Source organism: Pseudomonas sp. EL_65y_Pfl2_R96 (genome assembly GCF_963970905.1).
GTDB lineage: Bacteria > Pseudomonadota > Gammaproteobacteria > Pseudomonadales > Pseudomonadaceae > Aquipseudomonas.
In genome coordinates this window covers 96,576-116,671 of sequence record NZ_CAXAQH010000014.1, presented here as the reverse complement: position 1 = coordinate 116,671, position 20,096 = coordinate 96,576, and the positions used below count along the sequence as shown (strand labels likewise).

General features: G+C 62.3%; 7 protein-coding genes. 3 read left to right on the top strand and 4 right to left on the bottom strand.

Features of this window, described 5'->3' with window-relative positions:
• Positions 1-133: 133 nt before the first annotated feature.
• Positions 134-1,459 carry an ATP-binding protein gene (locus AACY49_RS16180; RefSeq protein ID WP_258699859.1) on the bottom strand — a complete coding sequence of 442 codons (1,326 nt, stop codon included), beginning with the start codon at positions 1,457-1,459 and terminating at the stop codon, positions 134-136.
• Positions 1,456-2,136, bottom strand: a complete 681-nt coding sequence (locus AACY49_RS16175; RefSeq protein ID WP_258699858.1) for a response regulator — start codon at positions 2,134-2,136, stop codon at positions 1,456-1,458. The genes AACY49_RS16180 and AACY49_RS16175 overlap by 4 nt, the downstream gene beginning before the upstream one ends.
• Positions 2,137-2,290: 154 nt before the next feature.
• On the opposite strand from AACY49_RS16175, the gene dsbD reads away from it, so the two are divergent.
• The 3 genes from dsbD to dsbG are packed head-to-tail and all read left to right on the top strand — an operon-like array spanning position 2,291 to position 5,636.
• On the top strand, positions 2,291-4,027 hold the full coding sequence (gene dsbD / locus AACY49_RS16170; RefSeq protein ID WP_339525021.1) for a protein-disulfide reductase DsbD: 1,737 nt from the start codon (positions 2,291-2,293) through the stop codon (positions 4,025-4,027).
• Entirely contained in the window at positions 4,027-4,893 is an 867-nt protein-coding gene (locus AACY49_RS16165; protein ID WP_258699856.1) for a TlpA disulfide reductase family protein, read from the top strand. Before dsbD ends, AACY49_RS16165 begins: the two co-directional genes overlap by 1 nt.
• Positions 4,869-5,636, top strand: a complete 768-nt coding sequence (gene dsbG, locus AACY49_RS16160) for a thiol:disulfide interchange protein DsbG (protein ID WP_339525020.1) — start codon at positions 4,869-4,871, stop codon at positions 5,634-5,636. The genes AACY49_RS16165 and dsbG overlap by 25 nt, the downstream gene beginning before the upstream one ends.
• Before the next feature lie 121 nt (positions 5,637-5,757).
• On the opposite strand, the gene AACY49_RS16155 is transcribed toward dsbG, so the two are convergent.
• Together AACY49_RS16155 and AACY49_RS16150 are read right to left on the bottom strand one after the other, a co-directional pair.
• Positions 5,758-6,570 (bottom strand): alpha/beta fold hydrolase, encoded by an 813-nt coding sequence (locus AACY49_RS16155; RefSeq protein ID WP_339525018.1) that lies wholly within the window; start codon positions 6,568-6,570, stop codon positions 5,758-5,760.
• A 169-nt stretch (positions 6,571-6,739) separates the two neighbouring features.
• On the bottom strand, positions 6,740-19,723 hold the full coding sequence (locus AACY49_RS16150) for a non-ribosomal peptide synthetase (RefSeq protein ID WP_339525016.1): 12,984 nt from the start codon (positions 19,721-19,723) through the stop codon (positions 6,740-6,742).
• Positions 19,724-20,096 lie beyond the last annotated feature (373 nt).

Sequence of the window (20,096 nt, the reverse complement as noted above, 5' to 3'; positions counted from 1 at the left end):
GGCTCGCTCCCACAGTGGTTTTGTGTTGATCACGGAACCTATGGCTACCCCGATCAAAATATGGGAGCGAGCCTGCTCGCGATGGTGGCGACACATTCAACAATGATGTGACTGACAGCCCGCTCCCAAACCATCACACCGGTTGCAACGGCATCGTCAATTCAACCCGCAAACCATCCGGCCGGCTGTCGAAATGCAGGGTGCAGCCGCAGCGCTGGACGATGGCCTGGACAATCGCCAGGCCGAGACCGCAACCGGTGCTCTGGCCGTTGCGCCAGAAGCGTTGGGTCAGGTATTGCAAGTCGTCTTCGGCAATCCCCGGACCGTGGTCGCGGACCAAAAAGCGCACGCGATTGTCGGTGGTTTCCAGGCTCAGCTCCACCGCCCCATCGCCTGGGGTATGACGCAGGGCGTTGTCGAGCAAGTTGCGCAACGCTGCAATCGACAACACCGAGGGCATATGCAGTGGCGCATCGGAGACTGTGGCCGGCAACTGAAACCTGATCCGCCGACGATCACCGCTGGCCGCATCCTGAATCGCCAGTTTCGCCACCTGTTCGGCGCTGCATTGCACACCATCATCGAACGACAGACTGCCCTCGACGCGTGCCAGCAGCAGCAATTGTTCAAGGGTGCGGTGCAGACGGTCGGCGCCCTCTTCGGCCCGGGCCAGGGACTGATCCCGAGCGCTGCCTTCGGTCATGCGCGCCACTTGCAGATGGGTTTTGATGGCAGTCAATGGGCTGCGCAACTCGTGCGCGGCATCACCGGTCAGGCGCCGTTCGCGTTCGATGGTCTTGCCAATGCGCAGGAACAGCTGATTCTGGGTTTCCAGCAGCGGTTGCAATTCGCTGGGCAGCGGCTGGATCTGCAACGGTTCCAGAGAATCGGCGCTGCGGCGCATCAACGCATCGCGCATACGATTGAGCGGTGCCAGCCCCTGGCCGATGCCGAGCCACAACAGGCACAGGCAACCGAGCAGCGCCACGCCGACCGGCACCGAAGCCGCCAGCAGGATAGACATGTTCAGCGCTTCGCGCTCGATCTGCCGGTCGGCGGTGGTAATACGCACATCGCCCCGCGCCAGGGTGAAGCTGCGCCACGAGGCGCCGTCGATCATCTGATCGCGGAAGCCCATTTTCTCGGCTTCCAGTGCTTGCTCGGGATTGCTGTGACTGCGAGCCAGAATCTCGCCGCGCAACGAGCTGACCTGACAGGCCATGCCGCCAGGGATGTTCAATTGTTCGGCGCTGAAATCGGTACCCTCGCCCTTGCTTGGCAACGCCGGCAATTGCTCCATCAGGCCGGCGACCATCCGCGCCGAGGCCACCAGCCGCTGGTCGAGGGAAAACATCATCTGGTTACGCAGATCACTGAGCATCCAGGCGGCGGCCAGGGCCCAGATCAGCGCAAACGCGGCGCCGAGGGTCAGGCTCAGGCGCAAACGCAGGCTCATCACTTCGATTGCTCTCCGCCATCGGCCGGCCCCAGGCGGTAACCCAGGCCGCGTACGGTTTCGACGATGCCGTTGCCGAGTTTACGCCGCAGGTGATGGATATGGACGTTAAGGGCATTGCTTTCCAGTTCGTCGTTGAAACCGTAGACGCTGTCTTTCAGTTGCTCGGTGGACAGTACCCGGCCACGGTTATGCAGCAAGGCTTGCAACAACGATTGCTCACGGCGCGACAAATCCACCGATTGGCCGCCGAGCAGGGTTTCGCGGCTGCTCGGGTCGTAGGTCAAACGACCGTGCTCGATCAGGTTGACACTGCGCCCCGCCACTCGTCGCAGCAAGGTGTGCAGGCGCGCGGCAAGTTCGCGCAGGTCGAACGGTTTGAGCAGGTAGTCGTCGGCGCCGGCTTGCAGGCCGTCGACCCGGTCGGTGACCGAGTCACGGGCCGTCAGAATCAGCACGGGGATCTCCAGACCCTGATGGCGCAACTGCTGCAACAGCTTGAGGCCGTCTTCATCGGGCAAGCCAAGATCCAGCACCATCACGTCGAACTCCGCGACCTTGAGCATCGCCCGCGCAGCGGACGCCGTGGCTACGTGCTCCACGGTCAAGCCTTGGGCCGTGAGACCGGCAACGATGCCGCTGGCAATCAGCTCATCGTCTTCGCAAACCAGTACGTGCATGGTGAGCCCCGTAGAAAAAAGGTGATTAAGCCGTTAGCCGATTAAGCGGACATTATGCCGCAAGCGCCATTGCCACAAGGCAGGGCACGGTTAATCATCGGTTAATCGCCGCTGCCCATTGTGCATCTCACTTGCACAGGGATAAGGCTTACCCATGCGTCGACTGTTTTTATTCTTTGTTCTGTTGATCTCGGGTGTAGCCCAGGCAGGAACGAATCCGTTCGAGACCCAACCCGATTTTCTCCCGGTGGAAAAAGCGTTCATCTTCACCTCCGAGCGCCTTGAGTCCGGCGAAACCCAGCTCTATTGGCAGATTGCCGACGGTTATTACCTGTATCAGCGACGCCTGAAATTCGATGACTTATCCTCTGAGCACATACCTGCATTGCCCGAAGGCGAGTCCCACAGCGATGAGTTTTTCGGCGAACAACAGGTCTATCGCCAGGGCCTGGAGCTGAAGATCCCGGCCGGTGCCGCCGGGCAGATCAAAGTGGGCTTCCAGGGCTGCGCCGATGCCGGTTTGTGTTATCCGCCGCAGACTCAAGTGGTCGACCTTGGCGCCAGTAACGTCCTGGCCGCGTTCAATGAACAAGCACCTGATCAGTCCCTGGCCAGTGACCTGCAACAACGGGCGCTGGGCTGGAGCCTGCTGGTGTTCTTCGGCCTGGGGCTGCTGCTGGCGTTCACCCCTTGCTCGCTGCCAATGTTGCCGATTCTGGCGGGTTTGATTGTCGGCAGTGGCGCCACGCCCAAACGCGGCTTTGCCCTGGCCAGCAGTTACGTGATCTGCATGGCGCTGGTGTATGCGGCGATGGGTGTGCTGGCTGCCCTGCTTGGCGCAAACCTTCAGGCACTGCTGCAGAATCCATGGCTGTTGGGCAGTTTTGCGGCGGTGTTCGTGCTGCTGGCCTTGCCGATGTTCGGGTTCTTCGAGCTTCAATTGCCGGTGGCCGTGCGAGATCGGCTGGAACACGTTTCGCGCAACCAACGCGGTGGCAACCTGATCGGCGCCGGTGTGCTGGGAGCCTTGTCCGGCCTGTTGGTGGGACCGTGCATGACCGCTCCATTGGCGGGTGCCCTGCTCTATATCGCCCAGAGCGGCAATGCACTGCACGGCGCGCTGATTCTGTTTGCCATGGGCATCGGCATCGGTGTACCGCTGTTGTTGCTGGTCACCGTCGGTAATCGCTTCCTGCCCAAACCTGGCGCGTGGATGAACCTGCTCAAGGGCGTGTTCGGTTTCCTGTTCCTCGCCACCGCGTTGCTGTTGCTGCGCCCGGTTCTGGATGAATCGCTCTGGCTCGGCTTATGCGGTGCCTTGCTGCTGATCGCCGCCTGCAGTGCCTGGAAGCAGTCGCAAGGTTTTGGCCGAGTTGCCCACCTGTTCGGCGCCAGTTCGCTGCTGTTGGGTCTGTGGGGCAGCCTGTTGGTGATCGGTGCGGCGGGGGGCAGTGACAATTCCTATCAGCCGTTGCAGGTGTACAGCGCCGGCCGTACCAGCGGCGCCGCACCGAATGCCCATGATGCATTCACCACGGTCAAGGATCCCGTCGCCCTGCAACGCGAACTCGACACGGCCCGCGCCCAGGGCCAATGGGTGCTGCTCGATTACTACGCCGACTGGTGTGTGTCGTGCAAAGTCATGGAAAAACAGGTCTTCGGCAAACCCCAAGTGCTGGAAGCGCTCAGCGATGTGCGCTTGCTACGGCTGGACGTCACCGCCGACAATGCCGCCAGCCGTGAACTGCTCGGCCGTTATAAAGTGCCGGGGCCGCCAAGCCTGTTGTGGATCGGCACCGACGGCATCGAGCGCCGCAGCCAGCGCATCACCGGTGAGGTCGATGCCGGCACTTTCCTGCAACGCTGGACCACCACCCGAGACGCTCGTTAATGCTGACCTTTACCCTCGGCACCTTTGCCATCGCGCTTAATCATCTGCTGCTGATCAGTGCCCTGGCGCTGGCGACTTTTGTCGGCTGGCGGGTGGCCAAGCGTGGCGGCGAGAACCCGGAGTCGGTGCTGTTCAGCCTGTTCCTGCTGGGTATGCTGGCAGCCCGAGTCGGTTTCGTGATCGCCTACTGGGCGCACTATCGCAACGATCCGTGGCAGATCATCGACGTGCGCGACGGGGGGTTCCTTGCCTGGCCGGGGGTGGTCGTGCTGTTGCTCGCCGCGTTGTATCGAGGCTGGCGTCGCCCGGGCCTGCGTCGGCCGTTGGGCTTTGGCGTGGGCAGCGGTCTGGCATTCTGGCTGCTGGCGACCTTCTCCCTGAGCATTTACGAACAAGGCACGCGCCTGCCGCAGATCACCCTGCGTAATGCCGCCGGCCAAACCGTGCAGCTCAGCGACTACCAGGGCGGTCCGCTGGTCATCAACCTTTGGGCCACCTGGTGCCCGCCGTGCCGCCGGGAAATGCCAGTGCTGGAAAACGCCCAGCAACAACGCCCGGACCTGACCTTCCTGTTCGTCAACCAGAGCGAAAGCATGCAGAGCGTCGCCACCTTCCTCGAAACCCAAGGCCTGAGCCTGACTAACGTGCTGTTCGATGGCAGCGGTCGATTGAGTCAGGCCGTGGGTTCCATGGCATTGCCGACTACGCTGTTCTATAACCCTGACGGGTACTTGTTGGGCAGCCATCTGGGCGAACTCTCTGAAGCGAGCCTGGCCCGCGCCCTGGAACACTTCGACACCCCGAACCCGGCCACCTCGGCCACGCCTTCAAGGAAATTGCCATGCTCCGCCTCCGCCACCTGCTGACACTTACCTTGGGTGCTGCCCTGCTGCACCTGCCGTCGGTACAGGCCGAAGAACTGCCTGAAGCAATCAAGAAGATCGAAGCCAAGGGCGCGAAAATCGTCGGCACCTTCGATGCGCCTGATGGTTTGCGCGGTTATGCGGCGCAGTACCAGAACCGTGGCATGGCGCTGTACCTGACCCCGGACGGCAAACATGTGCTGCTCGGCAATCTGTACGACGCCGATGGCAATGACCTGAGCAGCGCGCCTCTGCAGAAACTGGTGTACGCACCGATGGCCAAGGAAGTCTGGGGCAAGATGGAAGCGAGCAACTGGATCGCTGACGGCAACAAGGATGCACCGCGAATCGTCTATCTGTTCAGCGACCCGAATTGCCCGTACTGCAACATGTTCTGGGAACAGGCGCGGCCGTGGGTCAAGGCCGGCAAGGTGCAGTTGCGGCACATCATGGTCGGCATCATTCGCGAAGACAGCCCGGGCAAATCCGCCGCGCTGCTGGCCGCCAAGGACCCGCAAAAAGCCCTGGCAGACCACGAGAAATCCGGCAAGGAAAGTTCGCTCAAGGCGTTGAAAGACGTGCCACCTGCCATTCAGGCAAAACTGGCGGCGAACATGCAGTTGATGGAAGACCTGGAACTGGCCGCCACCCCGGCGATTTTCTACATGGACGACAAGGGCCAGCTGCAACAACAGCAAGGCGCGCCGTCGCCGGACAAGTTGATGAAGATTCTGGGGCCGAAGTAAGTAGTTTGGCCGTCGGATTTGTGGTGACAGCAGTAACGCCATCGCGGGCAAGCCCGCTCCCACCGGGTTATACGACCTCCTGTGGGAGCGGGCTTGCCCGCGATGGCGTCTGTATGACCGACTAATTTCTCTGGGCTAGAAATGCCAGCAAAGCCTCAGTCACAAACTGCGGATTCTCCAGATTGGAGATATGCCCCGCCTCCGGCACCAGCACATACGGACAACCGATCAACTCGGCCATCTCTTTGGTTTCCGACGGCGGCCGCGGTTTGTCCTGATCGCCGCACATCAACAGCGTGGTTTCAGGGTTCAGTTCACCCAGGCGCGGCAACAGATCATCACGACCAAAGGTAATCCGCCCCATCGGCACGATGCTTTCACGTAAGCGGTCGGCCGGCAGCGCAGCCAGTTTGGCGCGGAAATCCTGATACAGCGCCGATTGCGGATCAATGCCCGGACGGAAGAAGATCGGCACCACAATATCGAGCAGCTGCGGCGAGATCACACCGCTGTCTTCGATCTGCTTGAACAGCGAGAAATAGTATTGGCGGGTCGGTTCCGGTTCGACACCGACGTAGGTGTCCATCAGCACCAGACCGTTGAGCCGCTTCGGCGCCGACAGCGCCAGTCGAACACCCCACATGGCACCGACCGAAAGACCGACCAGCGTGACCTTGTGGATGTCCAGATGATCGAGCAATGCCAGAGCCTGGCGTGCTACGTCATCCAGTGACTCTGTGCATTCGGGCATCCGCCCGGATTCGCCATGGCCCCACAGGTCCAGGGCGATGACCCGATAGTGCCGCGACAGGGCCTTGATTTGCGGCGCCCACATGGCCTGGTCCCACAGGTAGCTGCCGGCCAGCAGAACCGCCGGGCCTGTGCCTTGATCTACGTAGTGAAGCGCTTGTCCATCAACCGTTACGAAGGGCATCGACTGTCTCCTTGGTGAAATAAGATCCATTAAAGAAGCACGGGAAGACTGAGCCGGTGGGGACTGGCAGTCAACCGGATTGAAGATCAAAAGATCGCAGGCTTCGCCAGCTCCTACAGGGTCTCGGCGTACACCTGTAGGAGCTGCCGCAGGCTGCGATCTTTTGACTTTAAAGCCCCTCCAGCTCCGCCATCAGGTCATTCAACCGATCCACCTTCTCTTCGGTGATGTCGCTCGCCGCCAACCCGTCGATGTACTCGGCCAACTCCGCGACCGTGCTGCACTCGAACATCGCCCGCAGCGGCACGTTGCGTTGCAGGGCTTTTTGCACCCGCGAGGCGATCTGGGTGGCCAGCAGAGAATGCCCGCCGAGCTCGAAGAAGTTATCGCGAACGCCGACCTTCTCGACCTTCAACACTTCAGCCCAGATATCCGCCAGGGTCTGTTCCAGCTCATTGCGCGGCGCCTGATAGTCCTGGCTCTGCAACTGGCCGATCTCCAGTGCTGGCAGGGTTTTTCGATCGAGTTTGCCGTTGGCGTTGAGCGGCATTTTGTCGAGCCACAACCAGTGCAGCGGCACCATGTACTCCGGCAGCTCGGCGCGCAGGCGCTGCTTGATGCGCTCCAGTCGTTCATTCGGGTTCAGCGGCGAATCCGCCGCGACCAGATAGCCGACCAAATGCTTGCCGTTGATGCCTTCTTGCACACCGACCGCTGCATCGCGAACTTCCGGCTGCTCGTGCAAACGCGCCTCGATTTCACCCAGTTCGATGCGGTAACCGCGAATCTTCACCTGATGGTCGATGCGTCCGACGTACTCCAGCACACCATCACTGCGACGACGCGCCAGGTCGCCGGTGCGATACAGGCGATCCCCTGGCGCGCCGAACGGGTTCGGCACAAACACCTGCGCAGTGCGCAACGGTTCGCTCACATAGCCGCGACCCACGCCGGTACCGGCCACGCACAACTCACCCACCGCCCCCAACGGCACCAGCTCCAGCGCGCCATCGAGCAGGTACAAACGGTTGTTGTCGGTCGGCGTGCCAATCGGCAGATAACTGCCACGGGTCGAAGCCAGGTCGATCCGGAAGAACGCCACATCGTCCGAGCATTCCGCCGGGCCATAAGCGTTCACCAAGCCGATGTCCGGGTAACGCAGCAACCATTGATGCGCCAGTTCCGGCGGCATCGCTTCACCGGTCGGCAGCATCCAGCGCAAGCCATCGAGGCTCATGCGGTCCTGGGCGAGCATGCCCTGAATCAGCGACGGCACGCTTTCCAGCACCGTGATGCCCTGGTTCTGGACGTGAGCCAGCAAGCCTTGCGGATCGTGGGCGATGCTGTTCGGCACAATGTCCACCCGAGCACCGAACAACGGCGCCGCGAGGAACTGCCAGACCGAAATGTCGAAGCTTTGCGAAGCGGTCTGGGCGATCACATCGGCGCCGCTCAATTTCAGGTACGGCACCTTGCTCAACTGGTTGTTGAGCATGCCACGCTGCTCGACCATCACGCCCTTCGGCAGGCCGGTGGAACCCGATGTATAGATCACATAGGCGAGGTTGTCCGGGCCGCTGTAAATGCCTGGATTGGCCACCGAAACTTCGCTCGCCTGCACGTCTTCCCAGACCAGCAATCGAGGTCGGTGGGCACAACCGAACTCTTCCAGCAGTGCGACGGCTTGTTCACGACACGCCTGAGTGCAGACCAGCAACGGTGTGCGGCTCAGGTCGATGATCCGGCTCAGACGCTGACTCGGCAGGCCCGGGTCCAGCGGCAAGTAACCGGCACCGGCCTTGAAGCTGCCAATGATCATGCCCAGCAGATCGAGGTTACGCTCGGCGAGCAGCGCCACCGGTTGATCCAGTCCGACTCCGGTGGCAATCAGCGCATAGCCTAGGCGGTTGCTGCGCTGGTTCAGCTCAACATAACTGTGTTGCTGATCCAGGCAACTGGCGGCAATCCGCTGTGGATGCTCGGCGACTTGCGCTTCGAACAGTTCGACGTAGCTCTGCTCCAGCGGGTACTCGTATTCACTCTGGTTGCAGCCATGGATCAGGAAGTCCTGTTCCTCGGTGCCCAGCAGCGGCAGGTCGGCCATGTCGCCATGGAAGCCTTCGACCAGTGCCAGCAACAGTCGCTTGAACTCACCGAGCATGCGCTCGACCGTGGATTCGTCGAAATAGCGTTGGTCGTAGGACAGGTGCAAACCCAGGTCATCCCCCGGATAGCAGACCGCCGTCAACGGGAAGTTGGTGTGAGTGCGGCCCGAATCCGAGGTGGCGTTGAGACTTTGCGCACGGTCCAGCACCGAAACTTCCACCGGCGCGTTTTCGAACACGAACAAGCTGTCGAACAGCGGCTGGCCTTTAGGCAACTCGCTGTTTTCCTGAATGCCCACCAACGGCAAGTATTCGTACTCGCGCAGCTGCATGTTGCTGTCGAGCAAACCGCTGAGCCACTGACGAACGCTGCAACGCTGATCGTCTTCGGGCATTTTCACCCGCAGGGCGATGCTGTTGATGAACAGCCCGACGGTGCGCTGCATCTGCGGCATCTCCACCGGACGCCCGGCCACCGTGACGCCGAACAGCACGTCGCGATCGCCGCTCAAACGGCGCAGCACCAGCGCCCACGCTGCCTGGGCGAAGGTGTTGATGGTCAGTTGATGGGCCTGCGCCAGTTCGCGCAGTTGCGCGCCATCGCGAGAATCGAGCCTTGTGTAGCGGTCGCCGACGATCATGCCGCCGCTGTCGCCGGCATGTTCACGCAGGAACGGCCGGTCGCTCGGAATCGGCGTGGTGCGCTCGAAACCTTGCAGGTTCTGCCGCCACCACTGCCGCGCTTCGGCCAGGCTCTGACGTTGCAGCCAGCCGATGTAATCGCGATAGCGTGGCGGCACCGCCAGCTGCGCTTCCCGGCCTTCGCCGAGGGCGGTGTAGATTTCGAAGAAGTCGTTCATCAGCAGCGAACGGCACCAGGCATCGATGAGGATATGGTGGTTGCTCATCACGAACCAGTAACGCGCCGCGCCCACGCGAATCAAGCGCAGGTGGAACGGTGCCTGATTGAGCAGATCGAACCCGGCCTCACGTTCGCTTTTCAGCAGCGATTGCAGTTTCGGCTCTTGCTCGGTTTCGGCAACCGCGCTCCAGTCCAGGTACTCGATCGGCGTGCTGCCCGGCTTGTGGATCACTTGCAGCATGTCTTCGCCGACGTTCCAGCAGAACGAGGCGCGCAAGGCTTCGTGTCGGGCGATCACCGCTTGCCAGGCCTGGGCGAAACGTTGCGGGTCGAGCTCGCTGTTGATGCGGTAGCGGTCCTGCATGTAGTAGAGGCCGGTGCCCGGTTCGAGCAAGGTGTGCAGCAGCATGCCTTCCTGCATCGGGGTCAGCGGGTAGACGTCTTCGATCATTGCCGCCGGCACTGGCAGTGCGTCGAGTTGCGGCTGAGTCAGTCTGGCCAGCGGGAAGTCCGACGGCGTCAGGCCGCCCGCGTTGTCGCTCAGGCAGTGCTGGATCAGGCTTTGCAACTCGCCCAGGTACGCCTCCGCCAGGTCGGTGATGGTTTGCAGATCGTGGCGTTCGGTGCTGAAGGTCCAGCGCAGCACCAACTCACCGCCGTATACCTGACTGTCGACGCTCAGTTCGTTGGGCAGCGGCGCATGCGGATCATGAGCCGCGCCGACCGGCTCATCGAGCGGACGGAACAACGCATCGCTGCCCAAGGTCTGGTCGAACTGGCCAAGGTAGTTGAAGGTGATCGGCGCCACCGGCAGCGCGGCCATGGTCTGCCGGCACACACCGTCGGCCAGGTAACGCAGTACGCCATACCCCAGGCCTTTATGCGGTACCGCCCGCAGTTGCTCCTTGATCGCCTTGATCGACGCGCCCTGTTCATTCATAGGTGTGAGGCGTAGCGGATAAGCGCTGGTGAACCAGCCGACGGTGCGGGTCAGGTCGATCTCGTCGAACAGGGTTTCGCGACCGTGGCCTTCGAGTTGAATCAACGCCGATTCACGACCGTTCCAGCGGCACAACACGCGGGCCAACGCGGTCAGCAGCAAATCGTTGACCTGGGTGCGATAGGCCGTTGGCGCCTGTTGCAGCAGTTGGCGAGTGCGCTCGCTGTCGAGGCGCACGCTGACGGTTTGTGCGTGGCGATTCTGCTGGCCGCCCTGAGGACGATCACACGGCAATTCAGCACTTGGGCCGGCCAGTTGCATCTGCCACCAGCTCAATTCTTCCCGCAGTGATTCGCTGCCGGCGTAAGCCTGCAACCGTGCGGCCCAGTCCTTGAAGGCACTGGTTTTCGCCGGCAGTTTTACTGACTGCTCTGCGTCCAGTTGACGATAAACCGTTTGCAGATCGTCCAGCAGCACCCGCCACGACACCCCGTCCACCACCAGGTGGTGAATAGCAATGAACAGCCGTTGTTGCCCCTCGGGATCATCGACCAGCAGCGCCCGCATCAGCGGCCCTTGCTCAAGGTCGAGGCCGCGCTGGGTATCGGCGAACAGTGCCGCGCCTTTGTCCAGGGTCGGCACGTGCACCTGCCACAGCACGGCAGCGTCGCAAACCCCTTGGTGCTCGGCCTGCCAATGGCCGGCGACTTCGGTAAAGCGCAAACGCAAGGCGTCGTGCTGTTCGATCACCGCCAGCAACGCCTGCTCCAGGCGATGCGGGTCCAGCGCCTCGGTCGGTTCCAGCAGTAATGCCTGGTTCCAGTGTTGACGCTGTGGAATATCGGTATCGAAGAACCAGTGCTGAATCGGCGTCAAACGCGACTCACCGCTCAGCAGACCTTGCTCGGCGGTGACCTGCCCGGTACGGGTCGCGACGGCGGCGAGGGTTTGTACAGTCTGGTGCTGGAACAGATCACGCGGGCTGAAGTGGATGCCCTGCTGCCGCGCACGGCTGACCACCTGGATCGACAGGATCGAATCGCCACCCAGTTCGAAGAAGTTGTCATTGAGGCCGACCTGCTGGACGTTCAGCACTTCGCACCAGATGCCGGCCAGGGTCAACTCAAGTTCGTTGCTCGGCGCCACGTACTGCTGACGGTTCAACTCCGGGTCCGGGGCCGGCAGCGCGCGGCGGTCGAGCTTGCCGTTGGCGGTCAGCGGCATGCTGGCCAGCAGGATCAGGTGGGTGGGCACCATGTAGTCCGGCAGCTGGGCCTTCAAGTGCGTCTTGAGCGCCTCGCGCAGTGCGGTTTGTTGCGCCTCGTCCTGCTCGGCCACGTCAGCGACCAGATAGCCAACCAGTTGTTTGCCGCTCGGTGCATCGAGCGCCAGAACGACAGCTTCACGGATCGATTCATGTTCCAGCAGACGGGTTTCGATTTCGCCCAGCTCGATACGGAAACCACGGATCTTCACTTGATGGTCGATGCGGCCGAGGTACTCGACCAGACCATCGGCACGCTGACGGACAAGGTCGCCGGTGCGGTACAAACGTCCGCCATTGGCGGCGAACGGATCAGCGACAAACCGTTCGGCGGTCATGCCCGGACGCTGGTGATAACCCTGCGCCAGACCGGCGCCGCCGACATACAACTCGCCCGTCGCGCCTTGCGGCACCAATGCCAGATCGGCGTCGAGAATGTACGCAACGCGAGCGCCAATCACGCTGCCGATCGGCACGCTGCCCAGCCCTTCTTCCAATTGCTCGGGTGCCAGGCTGGCGAGCGGCATGACCACGGTTTCGGTCGGGCCGTAAGCGTTGAAAAACAGGCTCGGCTTGAACGCCGCGCGAATCCGCTGCAAGTGTTCGCCGGTCAGGGCCTCGCCACCGGTGATACACATGCGTACCGGCAGGGTTTCGCCTTGAGTCGCCAGCCATTGCGCCAACTGGCTGCCGTAGCTTGGGGTGAAACCAAGAATGTTGATGTGGTGGCGACGAATCAGCCCGCAGATTTCTTGCGCATCCCACTGACCTTGCGCACGCAGGACAACCTGCGCACCACTCAGCAACGGCACCAGCAGACGCTCGGTCGCGGCATCGAAGTTGATCGAATAGAAGTGCAGCTCACAGTCATCCGGGCGCATACCGAAGCGCTCGATCACGGCGCGGCAATGCATGGCGATTTCACCGTGGGACACCACCACGCCTTTCGGTTTGCCGGTGGAGCCCGAGGTGTAAATCAGGTATGCCTGATGTTGCGGCAAGCTGATAAACGGCAGTTCGCTGGCCGGGTAATTGGCCAGGTCCGCGGCGTCGTCTTCCAGGCACCAGCGGCCAACAGTGGCCGGCAATTCACCGAGCGCCGCGAACATCGCCGCATCGCTGAGCAGCAAACCGATGCCGCTGTCTTCGATCATGTAGTGCAGACGATCCAGCGGGTATTCCGGGTCCAGCGGTACATAGGCGCCACCCGCCTTGAGGATCGCCAGCAAGCCGATGACCATTTCCAGCGAACGCTCCAGTGCCAGGCCGACCCGCACCTGCGGCCCGACACCCCGCTCGCGGAGCATCCAGGCCAGACGATTGGCGCGGCTGTCGAGCTCGGCGTAGCTCAAGGTTTGCCCGGCGAACGTCAAGGCCGGCGCATCCTTGCGCACCAGCGCCTGTTCGGCGAACAGATGATGGATGCATTGATCGAGGCGATGCTCGCCCGGCTCGATGCCGAGGCTGTCGAGCAGGTTTTGCTGTTCGCTGGCTTCCAGCAACGGCAGTTCACTCAAGCGCTGCTGCGGATCGGCCAGCAATGCTTCCAGCAGATTGCGCCAGTGCCCGGCCATGCGCGCAATGCGCGGCTCGTCGAACAAATCGGTGCTGTAGGTCAGGCAGCAACCCAGGCGATGGTCGAGGTCGGTGACTTCCAGATTGAGGTCGAACTTGGTCGCTCGCGCATCGTTGGCCAGGTACTCGACAGTCATCCCGGCCAGGGTGCGGCTCTGCTGGAATTCCCAGCGCTGCACGTTGCACATCACCTGGAACAGCGGGTTGTACGCCGCGCTGCGGGTTGGTTGCAAGGCTTCCACCAGATGATCGAACGGCAGGTCCTGATGGGACTGGCCTTCGATCACGGTGTGGCGAACCTGCTCGAACAACTCGCCGACGGACATCTGCCCGTCGAGCTGGCAACGCAGCACTTGAGTGTTGAGGAATGCGCCGATCAGCCCTTCGCTTTCCGGGCGAATGCGGTTGGCCACCGGCGCACCGATGCGCAGATCGGTCTGGCCGCTGTAACGGTAAAGCAGCACCGCCAGGGCGGTGGTCATGGTCATGAACAGGGTCAGACCGTTGTCTGCGTTGAAGGCACGAACTCGCGCCGCAAGGTCATCGCTCAGATCGAAGCGGAACAGCTCGCCCTGATGGCTTTGCACCGGCGGGCGCGGACGATCGGCCGGCAATTCCAGCAGCGGATGTTCGCGGCCCAGTTGCGTGGTCCAGTAATCGAGCTGGCGCTGACGTTCGCCGGATTCCAGCCACTGGCGCTGCCACACGCTGTAATCCAGGTACTGCACCGGCAGCGGTTGCAGCGGTGATTCGCGGTCATCGACGAACGCTTCGTAGAGCGCGCTCAACTCCCGGGCGAAGATGTCCATCGCCCAGCCTTCGGTGACGATGTGGTGCAAGGTCAGCACCAGGTAATGCTCCTGCTCGGCGGTCTTGACCAGGCAGGCGCGCAGCAACGGTCCGGTTTCCAGGTTAAAAGGCGTGTGCGCCTCGCTGTCGGCCAATTGCTGAACCCGTTGCTCGCCGGTGTCGACCGCCAACGCGGAAAAATCCTTCCAGTCCATGCGCAGGCCGGTGTCCGGGTGAACCTGTTGCCGGGCCACGCCGTCGACGCTCGGGAACGTCGTACGCAGGGTTTCGTGACGCATGATCAGCGCTTGCAGCGCCGCTTCGAAACGCCCGACATCCAATACGCCGCGCAACCGCGCCATGCCGCCGACGTTGTAGGCCGGGCTGTCCGGTTCCATCTGCCAGAGGAACCACATGCGTTGCTGGGAATAGGACAACGGCACCGGTTGGCTGCGGTCGACTTTCTCGATCGGTGGCTGCTTATTGGTTTTGCCGCTGGCCTGGATCAAGCGAACCTGTTCGGCAAACGCGCCCAGCTCACTGTTCTCGAACAGCGCCCGCAACGGCAACTCGACGTCGCAGGCCTGACGGGTGCGGGAGATGATTTGAGTGGCCAACAGCGAGTGGCCGCCGAGGGCGAAGAAGTCGTCGCGCAAACCGACCTGTGTTTGGCCCAGCACTTCACCCCAGATGCCGGCGATTTGTTGCTCCAGGGCAGTGACCGGTTCGACGTGTTCGCGGACTTGCCACTGGGGTTCCGGCAAGGCGCGACGGTCGAGTTTGCCGCTCGGGCTCAGGGGCATTTCGTCCAGACGCATGAGTTGCGCCGGGACCATGTATTCCGGCAACTCGGCGGCCAGCGCTGCTTTCAGACGTACGCTTTGGGTGTCGACGTCTTCAGTGGAGTCAGTGGCGGTGTAGTAACCGATCAGCTGACCGCCGGCCGCCGTTTCGCGCACCAGCACCACCGTTTGGGCGACGCCGGGCTGCGCCAACAACCGCGCTTCGATTTCTTCCGGCTCGACACGAAAACCACGCAATTTGACCTGCTGATCGAGACGACCGAGGTATTCGATCACGCCATCGGCGGCCCAGCGCGCACGGTCGCCGGTGCGGTACAGACGCGCGCCCTGCTCGCCCAGCGGATCGACCACAAAACGTTCGGCGGTCAGCCCCGGACGGCCCAGATAGCCCCGAGCCAGACCGACACCGCTGATGCACAGTTCACCCGGCACACCGGCCGGTACAGGATTGAGGTCACTGTCGAGCACGCGGCACAGCACGTTGCCCAATGGCCGGCCAATCGGCGAGCGTTCGCCATCAGCCGTTGTGCAATGCCAATGGGTGACGTTGATCGCGGTTTCGGTCGGGCCGTAGCGGTTGTGCAATTGCACCGCCGGCAGTTGCGCCAGCACGCGGTTGCGCAGTTCGGCGGGCAAGGCTTCGCCGCCACAGAACACCCGGCGCAGGCTGGTGCATTCGGCGGTCAGCGGTTCGTCGATGAACAATGCAAGCAGCGGCGGCACAAAGTGCAGCGTGGTCACGCCGTACTGCTGAACCAGTTGTGCAATGCGATGCGGATCGCGGTGCTCACCAGGACCGGCGATCAGCAAGCGGGCACCGGTGATCAACGGCCAGAAACACTCCCACACCGACACGTCGAAACTGATCGGCGCCTTTTGCATCAGCACATCGGTTTCGTTCAGGCGATAGGTGTTCTGCATCCATTGCAGACGTTCAGCGAGCGCCGTGTGAGTGTTGCCCACGCCCTTCGGCTGACCGGTGGAACCGGAGGTGTAAATCACGTAGGCCAGGTTGTCGCCATGCAGATGCAGGCCTGGCGCATGGCTTGGCCAGTTCTCCAGATGCAGGGCATCCATGGCGATCACGCTGACGCCATCGGTGGCCGGCAAGCGCTCGAGCAATTCGGTTTGAGTCAGCAGCAACTCGACGCCACTGTCGCTGAGCATGTAGGCCAGGCGCTCGGCCGGGTAATCCGGGTCCAGGGGCACATAAGCGCCGCCGGCCTTGATGATCGCCAGCAAGCCAATCAACAACTGCGGCGAACGCTCGGCGGCGATGGCCACGCACACGTCCGGGCCGACGCCTTTGTCGCGCAGGTAATGCGCCAGGCGGTTGGCCTGGGCGTGCAGTTCGGCGAAGTCCAGGCTACCGCCGTCCCACAGCAGCGCGGTACGCTCCGGGGTTTGGCGTACTTGTTCGTTGAGCAACTCCGGCAACCACTGCTGCGCCGGGTTGCAGGGAGCAACGCTCCAGTCATTTTGCTGATCGTGTTCGGCGGTGGTCAGCAGTTGCAGGTCGCCGATCGCTTGTTGCGGACGTTCGCAGACAGCTCGCAGCAGGTTGGCGAAATGCCCGGCCAGACGCTCTATAGTCGCCGCGTCAAACAACTCGCTGGCGTAGTCGAAAGACAGGCTCAGACGACCATTACGGTCTTCTTCGCTGTGCAGTTGCAGGTCGAACTTGGCTTCGCGGCTGTGCCACGGCAGCTCTTCGGCGAGCAGCCCCGGCAAACGACGCAGGGCGCTGAGATCCCGTTGCTGATGGTTGAACATGACTTGGAACAAGCCTTGTTCGCGGGCCTGCGGGAAGGCTTCGAGCAGTTGCTCGAACGGCAGGTCCTGATGCGCTTGCGCCCCCAAGGCTGCTTGACGGGTTTGCGCCAGCAACGCCATGAACGGCAGTCGTGAATCCACCTCGGCACGCAGCACCTGGGTGTTGATGAAGAAGCCGATCAGCCCCTGGGTTTCCAGGCGCGGACGGTTGGCATTCGGCACGCCGATGCGAATGTCCCGTTGGCCGCTGTAGCGATATAGCAAGCTCTGGAATGCCGCGAGCAGCAGCATGAACGGCGTCGACTCATGGGCCTGGGCGGTGTGGCGAATGGCATCGCTCAGGCTCGCGTCCAAACGCAACGTGTGGCGGGCGGCGCTGTGCGTGTGTTGTGCCCAGCGCGGATGGTCGGTGGCCAGGCTCAGGGTCGGATGATCAACGCCCAGCTGCTGTTTCCAGTAAGCGAGTTGACGCTCGCCCTCCCCTTGCGCCAGCCACTGGCGCTGCCAACTGCCGTAGTCGGCGTATTGCGTCGGCAAGGCGGGAAGGCTGGCGGTCTGGCCTTGAGAGGCGGCCGCATACAACCGTGAGAATTCGTCGATCAGCACGTTCATCGACCAGCCGTCGGCGATGATGTGGTGCATGGTCACCAGCAGTTGATGGTCGTCATCGTCGAGGCGTACCAGGGTCACCCACAGCAGCGGACCTTTCTCCAGATCGAACCGGGTGCGGGCTTCGTCCTCGCGGATGTGCTGCGCGCGGGCTTCACGCTCGATGGCTGGCAGGTCGCTGATGTCGATCACTTGCAGGTTGAATTCGCCGACAGCAATGACCTGTTGCAGGGCCACACCGTCCCGTTCGAAAAACCGTGTGCGCAGGGATTCGTGACGTCCGATCAGTTGCTGGAAACTGGCGCGCAAGGCGTCTTCGTCCAGTTCGCCGCGCAGGCGCAGGGCACCGGGAATGTTGTAGGCACTGCTCTGCGGGTCGAGTTGCCAGGTGATCCACAGACGGTTTTGCGCCAGGGATTGCGGCATGGCTTCGCTGCGCGACAGCGTGGTGATCGCGCCTTGGGCCAGGCCGCCATCCTGTTGTTGCCGGGCGACTGCGGCGGCGAATGCGCCAAGGGTCGGCGCTTCGAACAACAGGCGCAGATTCAGCTCCAGAGCCAATTCTTCACGCAGACGCGCGACCACTTGAGTGGCGGCGATGGAGTTGCCGCCGAGCAGGAAGAAATGGTCATCGGCACTGACCTGTTTGATGCTGAGCTGTTCGCACCAGATTTTACCGATCAAGGCTTGCAGCTCAGAGCCCGACTCAGTTTCAGACGTGCTGGCGATCTCTGCGGGCGGAAATAGTGCAAAGCTGTCGAGGCTGCCTTCGGTCAGGCGATGGCGGCAGGCCGAGCGTTGCAACTTGCCGCTGGACGTCTTGGGCAGCGCCCCCGGATTGAGCAACACCACCACGCTCGGCGCTTCCTGATACGCCTCGGCCACCGCCTGGCGGATGGCTTTGATCAGCGCCTCGGGTGGCAGGATTTTCTGCACGCTGCGGCTGATTTCCGCAGCGATGCCGATGCCTTCCTGCCCCTCGATGTTGACTGCGAACGCCGCCACGCGACCTTTGCGCACCACCTCCACTTCACGCTCGATGGTCTGCTCGATGTCCTGCGGATAGAGGTTGTGACCGCGCACGATCAGCATGTCTTTCAGGCGCCCGGTGATGAACAATTCACCGTCGCGCAAGAAGCCCAGGTCGCCGGTGCGCAGCCAGGTACGGCCGGCGTGCTGGACGAAGGTCCTGGCCGTGGCTTCGGGGTTGCGCCAGTAGCCATGGGCAATGCTCGGCCCGGCGGCCCAGACTTCACCGACCGCATTGTCGGCGAGTTCTTCGAGCGACACGGAATCGACAATCAACACCGCGTGATCCGGCTGGCTGATGCCGCAACTCATAATCGAGCTGCCATCACCCGGTTCGGCACGGTTTTGCGCCAAGGCCTGATCATCCACGCGCAACACTGGAATGCCTTGGCCACGCGGGCTACCGGCAACGAACAGTGTGGCTTCCGCCAAGCCGTACGAGGCCATGAAGCTGTCCGGCGTAAAGCCGCAAGTCGCGAACTTCTCGGCAAAACGCTCCAGGCTGTCGAGGCGAATCGGTTCGGAACCGGAATACGCCACGCGCCAGCCACTCAGGTCGAGGCGTTCCAGGGCTGATTCGCTGACCCGTTCGCTGCACAACCGATAGGCGAAGTCCGGCCCGCCGCTGATGGTGCCGCCGTATTCGCTGATCGCTTCCAGCCAGCGCAACGGGCGACCGAGGAAGTACGCCGGCGACATCAACACACACGGCACACCGCTGAAAATCGGCTGCAACAGGCCGCCGATCAGCCCCATGTCGTGGTACAGCGGCAGCCAGCTGACGATCACATCGTCAGGGTTGAGGTCGATGCCAAAGCCGTGACGAATCAATAGTTCGTTGGCCACCAGGTTGCCATGGCTGACTTGCACACCTTTGGGTAACGCGGTGGAGCCGGAGGTGTATTGCAGGAAAGCGATGTGCTCGCCTTGCAGGTCCGGCGCAACCCAGCGTTCGGCCAGGGCGTTGTCGAGGGTGTCGACACACAGCAGCGGCGGCGCCCCGTTGATTTGCAGCAGGGCGTCGCGCTGGTCCGCGCGGGTCAACAGCAAGCGCGGCTCGGCATCGCTAATGATCGACAACAGACGTTCCTGGTGATGACGACGGGTCGACTCCGGCGGATAGGCCGGCACCGCGATCACCCCCGCGTACAGGCAACCGAAAAACGCCGCGACGTAATCCGGGCCGCTGGGAAACAGCAGCACCGCGCGATCGCCGAATGACGCCTCAGCCTGCAACGCGCCGGCAATGGTTCGCGCCCGTTGATCCAGCTCACGATAACTGAGCACCACAGCCTGATCCTGGGTTTCGGCGAGAAAACGCAAGGCCACCCGGTCCGGCGTCAGGGCCGCGCGGCGCTGAAGGGCTTGGACCAGTGTGCTGGGGAGTTCGAACGCGTCGGTCATGAGGTTTCCTGCCTGAATTCGGCTTGCAAGTGGAATCGGTTTTCGTACGTCACGCCCGTTCACGGGCATGCAGGACGCGGTCTTCGCCGACCGCGCAAGGCATTGGGAATGCTGTTTTGGCCTGGGCTTGCGCCCGCAGCCAGTCACCAATGAGAACGGATGAGGTCTTGAAATAATTAGTCGCCGGGCTTGAGCGCCAGCAGGCTTGCGGTTAGCGGATGAGTCAACGTGTCACGGTTCTCACTCCACACCTTGGTGGAGCATTAATTCTCTTTCTCAATTGACAATCATTATCATTAAGAATAATTTGTCGCTCGATATGTAGGACGGCCCCCGACTCCCCTGTCGTCCCACTAACCTATTTGCAGCAAGG